Here is a 20056-nt window from a genome sequence, read left to right on the forward strand (position 1 = left end):
TTTTAAGCTTAATATTTCAATATAGCTGCGGGGCATTTATGGGTACTTCTCTAAAATTTGATTCACTTTGGACAGGGTTTCATGCTGCAACAATGCGCAGTGGTCAATATCACTGCATAGAACACGCAGCAATCGGCGTTACAAAACAACGTATAAGTTGGATTGGAAAGGAAGCCGACTTACCTACTCATCAATCCAAAATAGAGCACAACCTTGGCGGTGGCTGGGTGACTCCTGGATTAATTGATTGTCACACACATTTAGTTTTTGGCGGTAATCGTGCCACTGAATTTGAACAGAGGCTAAATGGCGTGAGTTATAAAGCTATCTCTGAAAATGGCGGCGGTATTGCAGCTTCAGTTAAATCAACACGAGAAGCAACCGAGCAACAATTAATACAATCTGCACAAGCTAGGTTACAGGCGCTGATCAAAGACGGTGTGACTACTGTGGAAATTAAATCCGGTTATGGGTTATCTACTGAACACGAAATAAAAATGTTGCAGGCAGCTCGTGCTTTAGCAACCAAACTTCCCGTTGAAGTTAAAACCACTTGCTTAGCTGCGCATGCTTTACCTCTAGAGTTTAAGGGGCAAGCAGATGCTTACATTGATTATCTATGTGATGAGTTGCTACCTGAAGTCGCTAGATTAAAACTGGCTGATGCCGTCGATGCTTTTTGTGAAAATATTGGTTTTAGCAAAGAGCAGGTAGCACGTTATTTCAGCACCGCACAATCTTTAGGGTTACCCGTTAAAATCCACGCTGAACAATTATCTTATCAAGGTGGTGCAGAGCTGGCGACCGACTTTAAGGCACTTTCAGCGGATCATATCGAATATATAACCGAACAAGATGTAAAAGCCATGGCCGACGCAGAAACGGTTGCGGTGTTATTACCGGGGGCGTTTTTTACCTTAAAAGAGACACAAAAGCCACCTATTGCAGCACTGCGACAATATAACGTGGCAATGGCTATCGCTACCGATTCAAATCCAGGGACCTCTCCTGTACTTTCACTACGATTAATGATGAACATGGCTTGTACTTTATTTTCTCTTACTCCAGAGGAAGCCCTAGCGGGTGTGACCATTCATGCAGCTAAAGCACTTGGTTTAGCTGAAACACATGGCGAATTAACTATTGGAAAAGTCGCCGACTTCGTTTGCTGGAATGTACAAAGTCCCGGTGAATTAAGTTACTGGATAGGTGGTGAACTTTTGAAAACGCGTGTTAAAGCAGGAGAAATTACTCATGGCTAATGACTTAGGAGGGGTAGTAGAAAATGAAGGAAATAAAATACTATCTCCCTTTAATTTTTTTCAAGGTGATAGTCCGATCCTGGTCAGCATGCCACATTCAGGTACCAAACTTATTACTGGTATGCAGCAAAGAATGACCGAACAAGCGAAAGTATTACCAGACACAGATTGGTTTATACCTGAACTTTATGATTTTTTGCAAACGATGAATATCAGTAATATTAGTGCTAATTATTCTCGTTATGTGATCGATTTAAATAGACCTTCTGATGATCAGCCACTGTATGCCAGTAAAACAACAGGACTATTTCCTGACATTTTGTTTTCTGAGCAGCCGGTATTCTTAGCCGATCAAATACATTCAGAAGCATTGAAAATACAAATAAAAACAAAAATCTGGGCACCCTACCACCAAAAAATCAATGATGAACTAACACGTATTAAAAATAAGTTTGGTTATGCGATTTTGTTCGATGCACATAGCATCGCAGCATTTGTGCCCATGTTATTTACAGGAAAATTACCTGATTTCAACTTTGGAAATAATGATGGGGTTGCTTGTGCACCTACGTTGTTAAATATTGTAGACAAAGTCATCGCTGCAACCCCCTATCAGCAAGTGAGTAACGGTCGCTTTAAAGGCGGTTATATCACTCGTTCATTCGGCAAGCCGCAACAGCAGATTCATGCCATTCAATTAGAGTTATCACAGGCAACTTACCTCAAGGATAACGCTAATAACTATCAACTCGATCCTGCTAAAAAAATACAAGTAAGTGCGCTTTTACAACAACTATTTCAGGCTTTACTCGCAGCTGGTAACCCAAGCGATTTAAATATTAAGGAAAACAGATAATGAATTTTAAAGAGATGATTTTAGAAGGGATCCCAAACACGCTACCAGAAAAAAAACAGCGTAATATCGAGTTGAGCCACGCCCCTAAAAGAAAAGATATTTTAACTCCCACTGAAAAAAAATTAGCGATAAAAAATGCATTAAGGTATTTCTCTCCTAAACATCATCAAGTTCTTGCTGAGGAGTTCTACGAAGAGCTACAAAATCACGGTAGAATTTATATGTACCGTTTTATCCCAAATTATAAAATATCAGCAAGATCAATTGATGAGTTTCCACATCAATCAAAACAAGCAGCGGCTATTATGTTGATGCTTAGTAATAACCTTGACGCTGCAATAGCACAACACCCTGAAGAATTAATTACCTATGGAGGCAATGGGTCTGTTTTTTCGAACTGGGCGCAATATCTTTTGACCATGAAATATCTGGCTGAAATGACTGATCAGCAAACCTTAGTTTTATACTCTGGGCATCCAATGGGGTTATATCCATCACATAAAGATGCACCTAGAGTGGTCGTAACAAACGGGATGATGATCCCAAACTATTCTAAACCGGACGATTGGGAAAAATTCAATGCGCTTGGTGTGACTCAATACGGTCAAATGACCGCAGGTTCGTTTATGTATATTGGTCCACAGGGTATTGTTCATGGCACCACTATTACGGTATTAAATGCAGTACGAATGATCAAGAACCGTGACCAATCTGTATTGCCTATCTTTGTTACTTCAGGTTTAGGTGGCATGAGTGGTGCACAGCCAAAAGCTGCGGTTATTGCGAAAACGATTGGTATTGTTGCTGAAGTTAACCCTAAAGCGGCTTATAAAAGGCATCAACAGGGTTGGGTTGACGAAGTACATGAAGAGATGGATAAGCTGATTGAACGTATTCGTTTAGCAATCAAGGAGAACACCCCTGTTTCTTTAGCTTATCTTGGTAATATCGTTGATCTGTGGGAACGCTTAGCAATTGAAGATATTACAATTGACCTGGGTTCCGACCAGACTTCGCTACATAACCCTTGGGCTGGTGGTTATTACCCAATAGATTATAGTTTTGAAGAAGCCAATGAGATGATGGCTAATGACCCAGAAAAATTTAAACAAGCGGTACACAATACTTTAAAAAGACACGTAAATGCAATTAATACATTAACTACTAAAGGCATGTACTTTTTTGATTATGGTAATGCATTTTTGTTGGAAGCAAGTCGTGCTGGCGCGAATATTTTAAATCAAGATGGTTCATTTAAATACGCTTCCTATGTGCAAGATATTATGGGTCCTATGTGTTTTGACTATGGCTTTGGCCCCTTTAGATGGGTATGTGCATCATCTGATGGTAAAGATCTTGATACCACGGATCAAATTGCAGCAGAAGTATTACTGGAAATGCACAAGACTGCTCCAATTGAAATAAAACAGCAGATTGCTGATAACTTACTTTGGATCCAAGAAGCGAAAGAAAATAAAATGGTGGTTGGGTCTCAAGCTAGAATTCTATATGCCGATGCTGAAGGCCGTATGAAAATTGCCATCGCTTTTAATAAAGCAATCAAAGAAGGAAGATTAACAGCACCAGTGATTTTAGGGCGAGATCACCACGATGTATCAGGGACAGACTCGCCCTATCGCGAAACATCAAATATCTACGATGGTTCTCAATTTACTGCTGATATGGCAATTCATAATGTGATTGGTGATTCATTCCGTGGAGCAACCTGGGTCAGTATCCACAATGGAGGCGGTGTTGGTTGGGGTGAAGTGATCAACGGTGGTTTTGGCATGATGTTAGACGGTTCAGAAGACTGCGATCGTCGTGTTAAATCGATGCTGCATTGGGATGTAAACAATGGTATTTCAAGAAGAAGTTGGGCGCGAAACGACGGTGCAGTATTTGCGATTAAACGCGCCATGGAAATGGAACCAAACCTTAAAGTAACTATTCCAAACATTGCAGATGATGCGCTGCTTGATGAACTTATAAATTAGCCATTAGGATTTACTGTATCAAGTCGAAGCGAAATAGCTATTTCCCTGCTCATATGAAATCTTGTATGGGCAGGCATGAGATGAGTAATTCCAACCAAGGTAAATAACGTGCTTGAATATCAAATACTATTACCACAGCAATACAAATCGATGCCCTGGAAAAATGGTCTTGGCACTACGCTTGAAATTGAACGTTACGACGATAAAAACGGGTTATGTTTTCGCATTAGCCAAGCGAGTGTGGTCGAAGATGGCATTTTTTCTGACTTTAGCCACTTACAGCGGACTCTAGTGCTGCTGTCAGGTCAAGGAATAACACTTGAACATTCACATCAACAACAGGATCATAGCGCTAGCGATGTACATGAATTAACCAGGCCATTAGATATGGCTCATTTTGATGGAGGAGATAAAACCTTAGCAACTCTTCATGATGGAGGAATTGAAGATTTGAATATTATGGTTAGAAAAACGGATACAACGGCAAAGGTTACTGTCATGAAGCTTGGGCGAACGTTAGTAATATCAGGTTCTAACCAACGGTTATTTAGCGCCTATTATGCCAATAGTGATTGTAACCTGCACCTAAAAACAAGTAATGGAAATGCTTATGTTGTTGAGTTACCTAAAAATAGTTTATTACGTTTAAAAGTAGAACCCTGGTTAACAAACAGTTTTAACAGCAAATCTGCAGCTCCCTTGAGTGATACAAGCACAAGTAATAACATCACTTCTACTACTGTCACCGCCAAAATAGTAACGACGAAAACGTTAACGACATTAACAGTAACTAAAGGTGCTGGTGTATTCATCGACATAACAAGTTTAACGGATTAATTCTAATATTTGTTTAAATTCAGGATCTCGGCAATCTTTTACTAGTTCATATAAGCACATCTCTAATCCTGTCGTATTAACGCCACTATTTTGTAATGCATTAATAGCAAGTTGCTTATTAACAGCAAGTCGAGAGCCGATACAATCACTAACAAGCTCTACCTTATAACCTAGCTCCGTAAGACCTTTTGCGGTTTGATATACACAAATATGTGCTTCAATGCCGCATATTAACCAAGTTGATACATTGGTAGCTCCGATTAAATCTAGAAAATCAGGTGATTCACAAGCATTGAAGGTATATTTTGTTATCAGTTCGATATCATCAAGTAAAACACTAAGCTCATCAACGGTAGAACCTAACTTTTCCGGGTTTTGTTCTAGCCAGATGATAGGTAGATCAAGCGCCAGTGCCCCTTTGATTAATTTTTCACAATGATCGATCAAAACATCACTTTCATCCACTAAACGCGCTAGTTTTCCCTGAATATCAACGACAATAAGTCCGGTATTTTCTCTCATTAACATCTGAACCTCCTATTCGAGCGACTATGTTTAAGATATTAATCGGAATCATCGAGAATCTAAAGCTATTTTCTAGCGCGTGTTTGGAGCAGTTCTGTAACGATACAAAATTATTGCAATCATTTTCTAGGAATAATTATACTCAGTAAAAACAACAAACAACCGCTGACGACAATCGATGGGCCCGATGGTGTATCGTAATAATAGGAACCAAGTAATCCGCCAATGACCGAAAAGCAACCAATAACAATTGCTAATATGGCCATCATTTCCGGTGTGCTAGCAAAACGACGAGCGGTCGCAGCGGGAATAATTAATAAAGCCGTGACTAATAACATACCCACCACTTTCATCATGATCGCGACGGTTAAAGCTATCAAGCCTAAAAAAAGCCAATTGGTGCGATCCACAGGAAGCCCTTCAACTCGTGCTAAATCTTCATGGATAGTGATCGATAATAGTGGTTTCCAAATCCACATTAGCCCTAAAAGAGCAACGCCACCTGCACCATAAATCCAATACAGATCGGTCGCACTTATTGCCAGGATATCGCCAAACAGATAGCCGACTAAATCTATTCTTACATCATCCATATACGCTAAGGCCACTAAACCCAAAGAAAGTGAACCATGTGAAAGAATACCGAGTAAGGTATCACTGGTTAATTGACGTTGATACTGGCTAACAAAAAGTAATATAGCTAATGTTTGGCAAATAATAAAAATCCCCAGCGTCAGGTTAATATTTAAAATAAAACCTAAAGCAACACCTAGTAATGCAGAATGAGATAAAGTATCTCCAAAATAAGCTAAACGGCGCCAGACTACAAAAGAACCAAAGGGGCCCGCAACTAATGCTACACCAATGCCCCCTATTAAAGCTCTTAATAAGAAATCATCAATCACTTTTTTTACCCCCTGAATGTTCACATAATTGGTTATGTTGATGACTGTGTTCAAGCTCCTGAGAGAGTGCATGCTTGTGTTCGTGACTTTTTTCATGAACGTACAATGCCAAATGACTTGCTGCATGCTTTCCAAACAACTGCGCATAAGCAGGATGACTAACAACGACTTCAGGCGTACCGCTACAACAGATATGCTGATTTAAACACAACACCCGATCAGTAGATGACATAACAAGATGAAGATCATGTGACACCATCAAAACGGCACAGTTTCTTTCCGTTCGAACTCGACTGATTAGGCTATAGAGTTCAGATTGGCCATGCACATCTACACCTTGCACCGGTTCATCCAACACTAATATATTGGGATTTCGTATTAATGCGCGTGCCATCAATAAGCGTTGTAATTCTCCGCCTGATAATGTGTGTAACGGAGCATCGATAATATGTTCAGCACCGACTTCTGCTAGTAATTCTTCAAACGGTTTTTTATGAGCTGTCTTTGCTAATGCTAAAAAACGTCTGACAGTCATTGGAAAAGTCGGATCAATATGAATTTTTTGAGGCACATAACCAATGGTTATATTATCGGCAAGCTGAACAGTACCGGAGGTTGGCTTTTGTAATCCAAGTGCGACACGTAATAATGATGTTTTACCTGCACCATTTGGTCCAACGATGGTGACTATTTCAGCGGTATTTAGCTGTAAATTAATATTCTCTAAAAGCGTTCGTTCTCCTAATACTAGGTTGATTGCATTTAAATTAAGTAATGCTGTATTCATATTATTTTTTATTCCTTACTCGGCTAAAAATATTGTAAAGCTTAGCTTGTTCAATGATTACTTAGTGTTATCTAATTTTTATAAGCAACTATTTACTAATAGAAAATTGTACATTAACAATACAAATTAAAAACAAGTAATGTTATCTTATAACAAAACTTTAAGTTATATTATAACACTACGTATCGTTATAATATAACAACTTTCATAAACTACTTAAGAGAAGGCAAGATGAAAAAATTATTATCCCCATTGATATTGATTACAGCCCTATTACAACATTCAGTAAATGCGGCTGAAAGCCCACAGGTTGCTGTTAGTATTAAACCAATTCACTCTTTGGTGAGTGGTGTTATGGAAGGCGTTGGGACACCACAGCTGATCGTTAAAAGTGGTTCACCACATGGATATACTTTACGCCCATCAGAAGCGAGAACATTATCACATGCTGATCTGGTTATTTGGGTTGGTCATAAGCTGGAAAGCTTTCTTGATAAGCCATTAAAAACCTTAGCAAAAGATGCCAAAAAACTTGAGCTAGCAGATCAGCTAGCAGCATCATTGTTGACAAAACGAGACTCTGGAAGCTGGGAACATCATGATCATAAAGAGCATGCAGCACATGATGACCACGACGACGATCATAAAGAGCACGCAGCACATGATGACCACGTCGACGCTCATAAAGAGCACGCTGCACATGATGACCACGACGACGATCATAAAGAGTATGCAGCACATGATGACCACGACGACGATCATAAAGAGCACACTGCACATGATGATGACCATAACGATCATGAAGAGCACACTGCACATGATAGCCACGACGACGATCATGAAGGTTCGATGGACCTACATATCTGGCTTTCACCTAGTATCGCTCAAAAAATTGTTGAGCAAACTAGCAAAGTGCTAATTGAAATAGATCCTGCAAATACCAAGCAATATGAAATAAATACAGTGAAAGTGACAGCAAAAATAACAAAGCTTGATCAACAACTACAGCAAAAACTAGGGCCAATACAAACAGTTCCTTATTTAGTGTTCCATTCTGCATATCAATATTTCGAAACAAGTTATAACTTAAATGCTGTTGGTTCAGTAACCATTGATCCTGAAAAAAAACCTGGAGCGAAAAGAATTACTGAAATACGTAAAAAAGTGCGAGACTTGAAAGCACGTGCAGTATTCAGTGAGCCTCAATTTGAATCAAAATTAGTTACTACCATTATTGAAGATACTGGAGCAAAAACAGCAACGTTAGATCCACTAGGTGCGAATATTGCTGCAGGACCAGATGCTTATTTTCAATTAATGAATAAATTAGCTGACGACTTAGTTAAAGGGCTTAAGTAAGGTATTAATTAATTAAATTCATTAATTAATAAGCTGATGTTAATAATGTTTAACAAAATAATTGTACCGTTTACTTTATAAATATTAATGATAAATCGGTTTTGTGATCAACTGTTAAAGTGACTCAAAATCGGTTCGTCCTCCTTTATATAGCAACTATTTATTGTAGAAACGATAAAAATTAATGACAATAAATAACACTTTCCTCTGTTGTATTATTGATTAAGTACTACAAATACTTAGATGCCAATTACCCATCCATATGCATTATTCCGTCACTAATACAAATTCAATACAGTTAATGTGATTAAGTTCATCAAATATGCTCAATTACTGGTCAGGAATAATGCACTAATTTAATGCAAAAATTGTGTCGAATGGTTGTCCCTTAGCAGAATTTCTAGCCCAGAAGTGATGTATTTTAACCAACAATAATGATCAGCTATTTGCTGAATTAACGGTACAAGGCATGATGTAACATGATTACATTTAAAGGATGTATACTATCGATGTTGAATCTAGGGAATGGAATAAGGTCGAACTAATGAGCTCGGGATTTTAAAAGTTACCTTATTGAAATCATTGTTGTTTTACCAGAAAAGGTACAGTAGTTGTACTTGGAACGCTACACAGAAAACTACATAGCAACTACATAACAGCTAAATAGAAACCATATAGGAAGGCGATACAGAAAACTACCAAGGACTACGCAGATAGCTAAATAGAAACTACATATGAAAATCTGTTAGTCGATAATAAAACCTCACAAAGATAAGCATAAGCAAAAAAAAACAGCACTGCTACTTTTGTGGTTGTTTACCTTTAACAATCTTCCAATAATTACTTATTAGTTGAGTCGTTAACCTTGAACAACACAAAAATAACAGCACTGTAAATATCTATTTAACTCGTTGATATAAAATCAGGTTTTCACTTTTATTATATCAAGCTTAGTGTACTGATAGCTTTTTTGAGTATTATTTATTTAGTTTTAAAAAATAATCAAAGATTTCTGGTACGTTTCCGTTACCCATATCCGCATCAACTGCTGCTTGTAGATTTGCAGAAGTACCTTCAGCAATTTCTGAAACAGTACCTAAGTCTTTAACCATTTCTAGGAAATAACCTAAATCTTTATTGGCATTAGCAATAGAGAAACCTAAGTCACTTACGCCATCTACTGCATATTTTTTACAGAAGCCCATAAATGGTGAGTTAGAAGGACCTGTCGACATGATATCGAACAATTGTTGACGATCAACGCCTGCTTTATCTGCAACTGCAAATGCTTGAGACATTGCTGTTACTGTTGTCATGCCCATGAAGTTATTGATTAATTTAGTTGTATGACCAGCACCCAAAGCACCAAGGTGGAATACATTTTCACCTTGTTCTTCTAGTACAGGTTTAACTTTATTAAATGTTTCTAAGTCACCGGCTGCCATGATGTTTAATAAACCATCTTTGGCGTGTGCAGGAGTACGTCCAAGTGGCGCATCGATCATACCTGCACCTTTAGCAGCAAGGTCTGCACCAATTTTACGAGTAGATGCTGGAATAGAAGTACCAAAATCAATTAATACTGAACCTTCTTTAATACCAGATAGGATACCGTTATCACCGTAAACAACCATTTCTACAACTTTAGACGTTGTAAGACAAAGCATTACAATATCACTTTTTTCTGCTAATTCTTTTCCAGTAGCAACTTCAGTTGCATTACCACGAGCAATAACTGCAGCAACTGCATCTTTATTAAGATCCATTACATTAACTTGAAAACCACGTGTTTGTAAGTTTTCTACCATGTTGCCGCCCATAAGGCCAAGTCCGATGAAACCGATGACTGGTTTAGTCATAATCTAACTCCTTAAATAGTGTTTATTTGTATGTTTGTATTATTATATAATTGATGAGTCTAGAATATAGACCTATTACATAATAAGCAACGTCGAAGCACACAAAAATGTCGATAAAGTCGATTATTTTCTTCGTTAGTTGTCAGTTATGTTACACAGCGCTTATTATTTAAATCGAATAGATTATTATTTAGACTATAAAAAGTGATTTAAAGCGTTGATAAAATACGTTCTCTCCCCCGATTATTTAAGGGGTATTAAAACTTCAAAGTGATAATGTAAAAAGATGTCAAACTTTGAAGTGAAGGCATAAGAAGGATATAAATCGAGCGATAGGCAAAGGTTGAAATGAATATGATTTGTTGTAATCAACTTGTTATTGCGATCAAGTAATGACCAAAGCTCTCAAGTATTAAAGTTGAAAGCTTTAGCAATTTGATGGTGAAGTCGATTGTATTATTGGAACAATATTACCTTTAAAAAAGTTAACTAATCCCAGTCCCATTCATAATAAGCATCTACCGCTTGATACAAACCACTAGAAGCTTCTATATAAAACTGTTTAAACAATTCATAGCGAATGGCAAAAATGGTAAATGAGTCGAAGACACCAACACCATAGCTGACTTCAACGCCCGGTGCGATAGTCCCTTTAATGCCTACAGATTGTTGATCACCCTGCCCACTAGAGGCGAGTGATAAATCATTAATGCCAACACTTTTACCGATGTTCCCCATTACACCATCAGTTTGGCCTGCCCCTAAATCTATTAATATAGAAGCAAGTTGATTGTTATTGCTATCACTTGAAGCATTAGCAATAGAGTAACCTCGGGTAATGTATGATAAAGCATTCTGTTGTGACATCGCAGGTTCAGAGAAGATCGTTAACTGTAATTGATCTGGCGTTCCCGTTACACGTACACCAGCGGTGACGTTATCTTGGGTATCATTGGGATCACGTATAGCTTCAATGTTCAGATAAGGCGCATCCGGTTGTCCTTGAAAAACGATACGACTATTTTGTAATACTAGCTGTTGTGCTAAGGCTTTGTAGCTTCCTTCAGAAAAGGTTAGTTCACCATTAACAGTCAGGTCTTTTTTCAGTTCTTTTTTAACAATGAGATCACCGTGAATATAAGAGTCTAAACCGATTGCTTGCAATCGGAGTTGATCACCTAATGATACTTTCACATTCATTTTAATAGGCAAATCAGCGCCAGTCTCTTGCTTTTTGGCATCAACAACTATTACATCTTTGGAGACGTTAACGGCCCCTTCAGGTAATTCTTTTACTGTAATGTTTCCTTTATTAACATTGATGACTCCGTCTACATTGATGTGTTCATCTAAAATAACATCAATATTAGGACTCACATAAAGCGTTATTTTGCCATAATCTCGAATTAACATCTGATCGGCTTCGAAGTGTATTTTGCCTTTCAAATCTTCATTCCAATCTAGTAAACCATTGATATCTGCACGCCCATTAGTTTCCTTATTAACTGCATCTGTATTACGCATGTTAGCAATACGTTGCGGTATATTAATGGTACTTATTGCAGTGTCCTTAATTGCTACTATGGTATCAAGTAGTAAATTTGATTTTTTCTTAGTGGTTTTTTTGGTGTTTGTGAAAAAGTAACCATCAATTTTTGCTTGATTGTCATCTATATCTACTTTTGCATTTAAATCAGTAATTTGTAAGGGTGCACTCGGCGCTCTCACGGATGCATCAGCGATTAATACCTGTCCAGCTAAAGAAGGTTTTTCAAGTTTTCCTTTAACCTTAATATCTGCTTGTAGTTGTCCTGTTAACTTGTCTACTTGAGGAATTAAAATCGCAAAGTTATCGAAATCAGGCACTAATAATTTCAGCGAGGCATTGATTTCAGGTGTCGTCTGATAAGGTGTTATATAACCTTCAACGTTTGCGTTAATAAGACCTTCAGATAATGCTTTTACACTAAAGTCAGTTTGTTGCTTGCCGGTTTTCATTTCGATATGAAATTGTTCTACAGGATAACGAATAACTTCTTTGGTGTTTTTATCAGTATTGATATTTAAAGCCATTGCATCACCGTTAACCACTAGGTCAATACTTGGTTTTTGATTATTTTTCCAGAATATATCTACATTTGCAGCAAGTGCACCTTCAAGTGTTAACGTATCGGGAATAAAAGGTGTTAATGATGAAAGTAAAAAGTCATCAATATTGATTTCTATATCGCCGTTTTCCCCTGCACTAAATTTTTTAATACAAAGTTGTCCATTTTGATCTTTGTTATTATTCGTTGCTAACCAACAATGAGCGGTTAAATTTATTGTTTCTTGCTCTGTGGTTACAGTGAATGGGTCTTTTAACACTAATAATCCCTGTGCCGTTTCAATAACTCCCTTATTTAAAATAGCCGACCAACTATTAAGCTGCTGTTCAAAAAGCACCGTTAAGTCGGAGTTGACCATTTTACTTTTTAAATCGACATTAACTTGATGCTGAACTTTTTTATCGGCGACCGCATTAGGTTTAAGCTCTATTTTGATTGAATCTATTTTTTGACCATTACTTCTAATATTCTTGGCACTAATGGCAAGGTTAGCAACAGGCAACTCAGATAAGGTGGCTTGCCCTGTTATGTTTAATGCTTCAATATCATTATCTAAATAACTTAAATCTTCGACATCTAAGTTACTGTCTATTTCAATTTTATCGATGCTGCCCGCTAAGTTAACCTTACCTTTAATTTTACCGCGGCTATCTACAATGATGTTAGTTAGGTTTTGAATATCTAAATCGATACTCAGGTCATTTTTATCTGCAACTTTACCATTCACTAACATTGAATTTTCAGCATTATTAATCGCTAAATTATTAATGCTAAAACCTTGTTTAGCATTACCGCTAGCTTTGCCCTTAATCGTTAATGGGCGCTCTAGATAGGAGCCATTAAGGTCTATAACAGGTAAATTAAAAGCCCAGGCTGGTTGTTTGTTGTCGGTTAACGGCACACTGACAGAATGTTGAATATGACCACTTAATTGACCAGGATAATCTTCACTCAATTTATTAAAGTGAATGTCATTAATACTTAAATCCCCCTTCCACGCAAGATTATTTAGCCAGTTTAGATTGCCGTTAAGTTGTATATCACCCTGTAATGCTTTAATCATCAACGTTGATAAATCAAAGGATTGTAAATTACCGTTACCCACTAAATTGATATCCGCAGGCGGTAAATCCGTCAGGTTAAGGTGACTATCAAGTTGTAATTGGTAATTGTTTAAGGTGCCTTTACTGGCAAGGTAACCTTTGTTACTAGAGATTTCAGGTTCGCCGGATAAGGGCCAGTTGAATTGCTCCCATTTGACGGTTAATTGATGTGGTAAGTTTTCACTGTATAAATCCACTGTATTATCAATTTTTGCATTAATTAATTGGCTCAATGTAATTGAAGAATGTAACTCGCCTAAATCGCCTCGACTGTTTAACGTTATTTTTTGGCCTTTTAATAATGTAGTAGGCTGAAGATCTTTAATTTCCTTGAGTGTTGCTTGTAAGGCTAAATCCATCGGGTAACGTTGGCTAAGGTCAATATCACCTGAGATTACTAGATCCGCTTCTGGCAAGTCTAGGGCAAACTGTCCGATAGTTAATTTAGAACCAAAAAAAGTGAATTGGCTATTCAGTTGATTGATAGAAACTAAGTCTTTTTTATTTTGGATTAGTTTAAAGCCCTGCAGATCAAATTGCTTAGCCGTTAAATTAATAGGTAAGATAATTTCAGGTAACGTTTCATCAGTTAAAATAGCGGGGAAACTTGAGAGTAGTTGTTGGCGTGTTTGTTGGTTTGTTTGGGAAGTGCTTGTTTTGGTTGCGTCATCAACTTGCGCATCCGCTAAAATAACGGTTAACCCTTTAATACTGGTTTTGAGTGCTAAATTATTGTCTTGTCCCTCTGCTTTTAATAATAGCTGTTTAAGATCGATCTCAACACCTGCCACCTTGATATGGGTATTGTTAATAGCCAGATCTTTAATATTAACACGCAAAGGAAACTCTAAAACAAAGGGCGCTGCATTTGGGTCTTCCGGTTCTGCAGGTGTTTCTGTCTCTGGTATATTAATATCTGTACTTGCGATTGTTAATGATTCAAGGCACAGCTCTTCTATTAGACAATTCCAATCAAATTCATAACTAAGGTCGTTGAACTCATATAACGCATCACCATCGGCCCAACGAATTTTGTCATAAACCGGGGAATAAAAAAGACTGCCCTGCTTTAATGATATGGTTAATCTAGGTTCAAATTTTTGTAGGGTATTAAAAATAAAGTTATTACCTTGATGCGTAAATACCCCCAAACCAGTAACAAATATGACTAAAATGATGAAAACAAAAAGAGTAAAGAAAATTCGTTTAAGATATTTTGTACTTAACAATAGAAAACTCATAGTTCAGGCCCAATCATTAAATGAATCTTGAATGCATCACCAGTATCAGTTAATGGTACGGCAACATAAAAACGAATAGGTCCTACGGGCGATGCCCACACAACACCGGCACCCGTGCCTACTGAAAGAGGTTCAGAAAAATCTTCAGTTGCTGTACCGACATCGGAAAATGCAGCTATTTTCCAATTTGGGGCGATTGGAAAGCGATATTCAAGACTTGCTGTCGCAAGGTATGAACCACCAATTAAATAATCTTCGGAATCCCTAGGTGCCACTTCCTCGTAATCATAACCTCGGATACTTTGGTCCCCTCCGGTAAAGAAACGCATCGATGAAGGCACGTTATAGATTGAGTCAGAGAAAATAGCGCCAGCTTCAGCTGACGCTATAAACTGATGGCCACTATAGGTTCTGATAAATTTAGTTTGCCCGTAGACTTTGATCGCATCAGCCGTAGATAATAAACTTTCATTCGCAAACTCAAAATACACTAACTGTTTGTCACCCCAATCGATATTGATTCCACCTTTACTCCTAATTCGACTAAAACTAATACCAGGTAAAACTAATGAGGTAGAGAACTCCTGCTGACCTTGGGTACCCGATTCATTATCAAATCGAAGATAAATAGTACGTAACCAATCATTATCTAAACGCCAATGACGATTAAAACCAACTACAGATTGTTTAGTATCGGTATCGTTTTGGTCGAGTACTTTATAACCCGCTTGAATTGAAAAGTAGTTATAAAGCGGATCTTCTAAGGGGATTTTATAGGTGGCAGACGCTTCCTGTTTGGGGACTGAGGCGGTAATATTGGTTTCAAACGAGTGGCCATATTGATTGATCCATGGACGTGTCCAACGAAATTTTCCACGAACACCTTCGTCGGTACTAAAGCCTAAACCTGCGTTAAATGAGTCTTCTGGTTGCATATAAGTTAAGACGTGCAAAGGGATCAATCGACCTTGCTTTTTTTGTATGTCGGGTAAAATAGTGATGCTTTTAAAATATCCGGTATCGTTTAGATCTTGATTGAAGGCATTTAGTATTCCGGTATCAAATGGGTCTCCTGGTTTAAAATTAAGTAATGATTTGACAAACTCTTTAGCGGGAGTTTCTAGGTCAAAAATCAAATCACCAAACTGATATCGTCTACCACTTTCAAACCACAAATGGATAATCGCGGTATTGTTTTTTTGCGTCACTTCAACTGAAGACTTAGTATATTTTGCATCAAAAAAACCATAGCGCAACGCCAAACTTCTGGCGCGGCTTTTAGCTGATTCGTATTCACCGTGGTCTAAAAAATCACCTTCCTTGATCGGAAAGTTAAGCATTAGTTGCTGAAAGTTTTTATCGTGTAACGCTTCCCCGGTAATACGTAAATCAACGGCTGAAATTGTGGTGCGAGTCCCAAGATCTACATCAACAGTAACGGTTTGCTTGTTCTCATCACCAGTAACTGAAGGGGTAATTTTTGCTTGGTAATACCCTAATGCCACCAAACTTTCTTTGCCTATTGCAACAACTTCATTCAAATAGGCCTCATTATCGGCATTGTCTGGTACCGATAGGCCATTTAAAAAAACTTTTAGATTTGAACTGGCTTTATTGTCTTTGATGCCTTTTATCTCAAAGCTTACATCTGCAACTACGTTGCTTGAAACAAGACTCAGTAAACAGCATAAATAGAGTTTATAAATATTTTTCATTAACTATTAGGCTTCTCAAGTTTGATTGTCGAATTTTCAAATTTATTTTCTTTTTGTTTCATATTATTTAATAATTTTTGGAAATCAATAGTCGTTAACGGTGCACTCACTAGATAGCCTTGGAATTGGCTACATCCTTTCTCAATCAAAAAGTCTAATTGTTGCTGAGTTTCGACTCCTTCAGCCACGACCTCTAGATTAAGAGATTTACCCATATTGATAATAGCGGTCACAATCAGTTGTTGACTGTGTTGTTGCATCAAATTAACAATAAAAGACTGATCAATTTTAAGCGCTGAAACCGGCAATATACTTAAGTATTGAAATGAAGAGTAACCCGTACCAAAGTCATCAATAGCGAATCGAAAACCAAGCCCGCATAGCTTATGCAATTTATTAATAATCAAATCAGTGTGAGAAACTAACACTGTCTCAGTAATCTCTATTTCAATCAAGCTTGGCTCTACACCTGTTTGTAATAAATACAGTTCAATGGTCTCGATAAAGTTATCTTGTAATAATTGTTTAGGACTCACGTTAAGTGATAAAGTTTTAAAGCTTTGTGGTAATCCCGCATCAACCCAATCTTTCAATTGAGTAAAAGCATTTAAAAGAACCCACTCTCCTAGAGGAATAATCAAATCAGACTCTTCTGCTACAGGGATAAAATGTGCAGGTTCAACCCAAGTATTGTCACCTTGATACCAACGGCAAAGTGCTTCTGCCCCAACTAGTTTGTTGTTACTATCGGTACGAGGCTGAAAGCAAAGTGTAAACTCATTGTTATCTAACCCTTGACGTATTTTACTTTGTAATTGATGTGTACGATTAATTTTTTCCTCTATTTCTTTTGCAAAAAAGCTAATATTATTTAATGGATTAGCCTGTGCTGTTTTCATCGCCATTGATGCTTGGCGAAGTACATCTTCTGCTTGCAAACCTTCACTTGGAAAATGCGTAATGCCATAGGCAAATTTCAAGGTGAGCTTTTCACTCATTAAATTGAACGGCTGTTTGAGTGTTAACGCAACCTGCTCAGCAAAACGTATCGATATTTGAGCCGCTTGCTCGCGGTCTGAATGTAAATCAGATAAGACAATAACAAATTCACAACCTCGTAAACGAGCAACATAATCGGGCACACTAATGTGTGTTTCTAATCGCCTTGCGATTAAACTTAATAGTTGGTCCCCTTTGTGGTTGCCATCAAGTTCGTTAATTGCTGAGAACTGTTGTGCATCAATTAATATTAACGCACCAAATAATCCATTGTTCTCTTGCCTGATATTTTCATCTGAAATATGAGCGATTAAACCAGATCTGTTTGGTAATTCAGTCACTTCATCATACTGCGTCTGATATTTGATTGAGGTGTGCAATACCTTGTAAGCCGAAACATCAATCATAGTGCCGATCACACGTAGCGGATTACCTTTGCTATCCCAAGATACTGTCTGCCCTCGCGTTAATACCCAACGGTATTCCCCATTTTTGCAGCGTATTCGATGAGAGTTTTCAAAAAATGAGTCTCGCCCTACAAAGTGCTCGCAAAAGTCATTAAACACATTATAAAGATCATCATCATGAATACGAGTTTCCCACTCTGTAATGTCTGCATTTATATCTTCCGGTTGATAACCTAATATCTCTTTCCAACGATTGGAAAAAAATACATGGTCACGTTTTATATCCCAATCCCATACGCCGTCTCGTGCGCCTCTAAGTGCGTATAATAAACGTTGTTCACTACCAGCTAGCTCGTTCATATTATCGGATACGCTGACAATTAATTCAGAAAAAGTGCGCTGCAAAAATCCTATTTCGCCAACGCCTTTATCAGTTAATTCCGATAAATTTGTTAAATCATAGTTACGCATCTGAGTTACAAGGCTTTTAAGTGGGACTATCACCAAGCTGTTGAGCGAATATACGGATAAGCTGACCGTCAGTAACAATAAGGCACACTGCTTAATAAGCTCGATTAGCTTACTGTGTGTTAGCTCACTGTAGGCACTCTCTAATGAATAGCGTATAAAAATAATGCCATTAAATTTGCGGTTTAAGCTATTACCTTTAGAGATCATTTGTAAAGGCGCATAAACTACTAACTCTTTACTTTGTTTGAAATATTTCACTACAATTTCATTATCATTAATAACACGATTTAATACGGCACCTTCATAACGTTCAAGTTGTAGTTTTGAAAACATGTATTTTTCACGGAAGTTATTGCTAAGAATAATTTGTTGATTTTTGTCAATCACAGCTACCGTTTGTACATTTTCATTTAATGCAGCAGTGGAGACAAAATCTTGTGCACGCGCCTTTTCAAGGCGCATTAAAGCATTAGATAATGAGGTTTGTAATTGCCCAGCTAAACCTTTGATGTCTTGCTCCGCTTCGACATATAACTGGTCTTGACTTTGACGAAAATCTTGAATAAAGATGATCGTTTGAAAAACAAAGAATATGCTCAGAAATATTGCGGGCAATATGATTAATAGTGAAATTCTACGAATTTTATTCATAAATTGCCTGCTCTAAGATACCTGTTGATATTAACGTCGCTAAGTTTGTTTGTATTTGACTTAACATCCTTTTATCACTCATCAACTTACTTAATTCTTGAGCTCGCAGTTGCATATTTGAAGGTGAACCAGATAAGAACATTAACGCCTCTTTAGGCGGAATAAAATGCGTATTCTCAAAGGCATTTTTCAGAGTATAAGGATATAATTGCAACCTTACTGACATGCTGGCTAAAGCTTCAGCTGTATGCTTCTCATAGAATGCTTGAGCACGATAAAATTGTTTTAGAAAGTGCGTTATTTGCACTTCTTTTTCTTGGTGTAAACTACCTCGAACGACCATTAGATTAATAATGGGTAAACTTAAGGATTTAGAGTTAATAAGTTCTCTTGCTCCTAATGCTAATAATTGTTGTTTTACCGGCTCTTTAACAATTAAGGCATCTATATCACCACGTAAATAAGCATCCTTAAGTTCATTTTGTTTGACTTCAAAGAGTTGTACGGTCTGATTATTTAAGTCCGTTAGCGAAAAAACTTTATCTAATAACAAGGCGCCAGCTGCTTTGTTTTCATAACCAATAGAGTGCCATTTTAATTCTTCCAGTGACTTTATTTCGGGCTTGGCCATTAACGCATCCCCTCCTCTAGAACGATCAATCACTGAGATTATTTTTAAATCGATTCCTAAAGCGACTAGCGTTAACACTTCATCCAATGAAAGAAAAGCAACATCGAGTTTCGCTGTCTGAAAAGCTTGAATGACGCTAGTAGGAGAAGTAAGTTCAAGTAATGAATATTTATCTTTATCTAAGTAGCCCAGTTCGCCTGCCAAAAAAGCAAACTCAAAATTTGGCCAAGGTGACGCACCGATAGTCAGCGGCTTTTGATACGGGGTACATGCCACTATCAATAGAGTAAGACATAGAGAACTGACAATTTTTAGGCATTTGTCGATATAGGTATTCATAGCG

13 protein-coding genes are annotated in these 20056 nt (G+C 37.5%); 5 read left to right on the forward strand and 8 right to left on the reverse strand.

The genetic code is table 11. The annotated features are described in order from the left end of the window. Positions 1–38 precede the first annotated feature (38 nt). From hutI to H592_RS23185, 4 genes are all read left to right on the forward strand, one after another. Positions 39–1262 carry an imidazolonepropionase gene (hutI, locus tag H592_RS0105575; protein ID WP_028867909.1) on the forward strand — a complete coding sequence of 408 codons (1224 nt, stop codon included), beginning with the start codon at positions 39–41 and terminating at the stop codon, positions 1260–1262. Next, entirely contained in the window at positions 1255–2118 is an 864-nt protein-coding gene (gene hutG, locus H592_RS0105580; RefSeq protein WP_051369023.1) for an N-formylglutamate deformylase, read from the forward strand. The genes hutI and hutG overlap by 8 nt, the downstream gene beginning before the upstream one ends. Then, on the forward strand, positions 2118–4115 hold the full coding sequence (locus H592_RS0105585; protein ID WP_028867911.1) for a urocanate hydratase: 1998 nt from the start codon (positions 2118–2120) through the stop codon (positions 4113–4115). Before hutG ends, H592_RS0105585 begins: the two co-directional genes overlap by 1 nt. A 108-nt stretch (positions 4116–4223) precedes the next feature. Beyond that, entirely contained in the window at positions 4224–4952 is a 729-nt protein-coding gene (locus tag H592_RS23185) for a HutD/Ves family protein (protein ID WP_051369026.1), read from the forward strand. Here H592_RS23185 and H592_RS0105595 read toward each other — a convergent pair. The 3 genes from H592_RS0105595 to znuC all read right to left on the reverse strand — a co-directional run bounded on the left by H592_RS0105595 (position 4941) and on the right by znuC (position 7169). Then, positions 4941–5480, reverse strand: a complete 540-nt coding sequence (locus H592_RS0105595; protein WP_028867912.1) for an isochorismatase family protein — start codon at positions 5478–5480, stop codon at positions 4941–4943. The two genes, H592_RS23185 and H592_RS0105595, sit on opposite strands and share 12 nt — an antisense overlap. A gap of 116 nt (positions 5481–5596) precedes the next feature. Further along, positions 5597–6382 (reverse strand): iron chelate uptake ABC transporter family permease subunit, encoded by a 786-nt coding sequence (locus H592_RS0105600; RefSeq protein WP_245600370.1) that lies wholly within the window; start codon positions 6380–6382, stop codon positions 5597–5599. Beyond that, the gene (znuC, locus tag H592_RS0105605; RefSeq protein WP_028867914.1) at positions 6375–7169 is read right to left on the reverse strand and encodes a zinc ABC transporter ATP-binding protein ZnuC; all 795 of its coding nucleotides are present in this window, start codon (positions 7167–7169) and stop codon (positions 6375–6377) included. The genes H592_RS0105600 and znuC overlap by 8 nt, the downstream gene beginning before the upstream one ends. Before the next feature lie 231 nt (positions 7170–7400). On the opposite strand from znuC, the gene H592_RS0105610 reads away from it, so the two are divergent. After that, a complete protein-coding gene (locus tag H592_RS0105610) occupies positions 7401–8528 on the forward strand; it encodes a zinc ABC transporter substrate-binding protein (protein WP_028867915.1) in 1128 nt (375 codons plus the stop codon). A gap of 977 nt (positions 8529–9505) precedes the next feature. Here the strand turns inward: H592_RS0105610 and H592_RS0105615 are convergent. The 5 genes from H592_RS0105615 to H592_RS23190 all read right to left on the reverse strand — a co-directional run bounded on the left by H592_RS0105615 (position 9506) and on the right by H592_RS23190 (position 20052). After that, a complete protein-coding gene (locus tag H592_RS0105615; RefSeq protein WP_028867916.1) occupies positions 9506–10387 on the reverse strand; it encodes an NAD(P)-dependent oxidoreductase in 882 nt (293 codons plus the stop codon). Between the two features lie 489 nt (positions 10388–10876). After that, positions 10877–14839, reverse strand: a complete 3963-nt coding sequence (locus H592_RS0105620) for a translocation/assembly module TamB domain-containing protein (RefSeq protein WP_028867917.1) — start codon at positions 14837–14839, stop codon at positions 10877–10879. After that, positions 14836–16554, reverse strand: a complete 1719-nt coding sequence (locus H592_RS0105625) for an autotransporter assembly complex protein TamA (RefSeq protein WP_037071009.1) — start codon at positions 16552–16554, stop codon at positions 14836–14838. The genes H592_RS0105620 and H592_RS0105625 overlap by 4 nt, the downstream gene beginning before the upstream one ends. Beyond that, positions 16554–19082 carry a putative bifunctional diguanylate cyclase/phosphodiesterase gene (locus tag H592_RS0105630; RefSeq protein ID WP_028867919.1) on the reverse strand — a complete coding sequence of 843 codons (2529 nt, stop codon included), beginning with the start codon at positions 19080–19082 and terminating at the stop codon, positions 16554–16556. Before H592_RS0105630 ends, H592_RS0105625 begins: the two co-directional genes overlap by 1 nt. Next, positions 19075–20052, reverse strand: a complete 978-nt coding sequence (locus H592_RS23190; protein WP_051369027.1) for an ABC transporter substrate-binding protein — start codon at positions 20050–20052, stop codon at positions 19075–19077. The genes H592_RS0105630 and H592_RS23190 overlap by 8 nt, the downstream gene beginning before the upstream one ends. Positions 20053–20056: the final 4 nt, after the last annotated feature.

It is taken from the genome of Psychromonas arctica DSM 14288 (genome assembly GCF_000482725.1).
GTDB classification, from domain to species: domain Bacteria; phylum Pseudomonadota; class Gammaproteobacteria; order Enterobacterales; family Psychromonadaceae; genus Psychromonas; species Psychromonas arctica.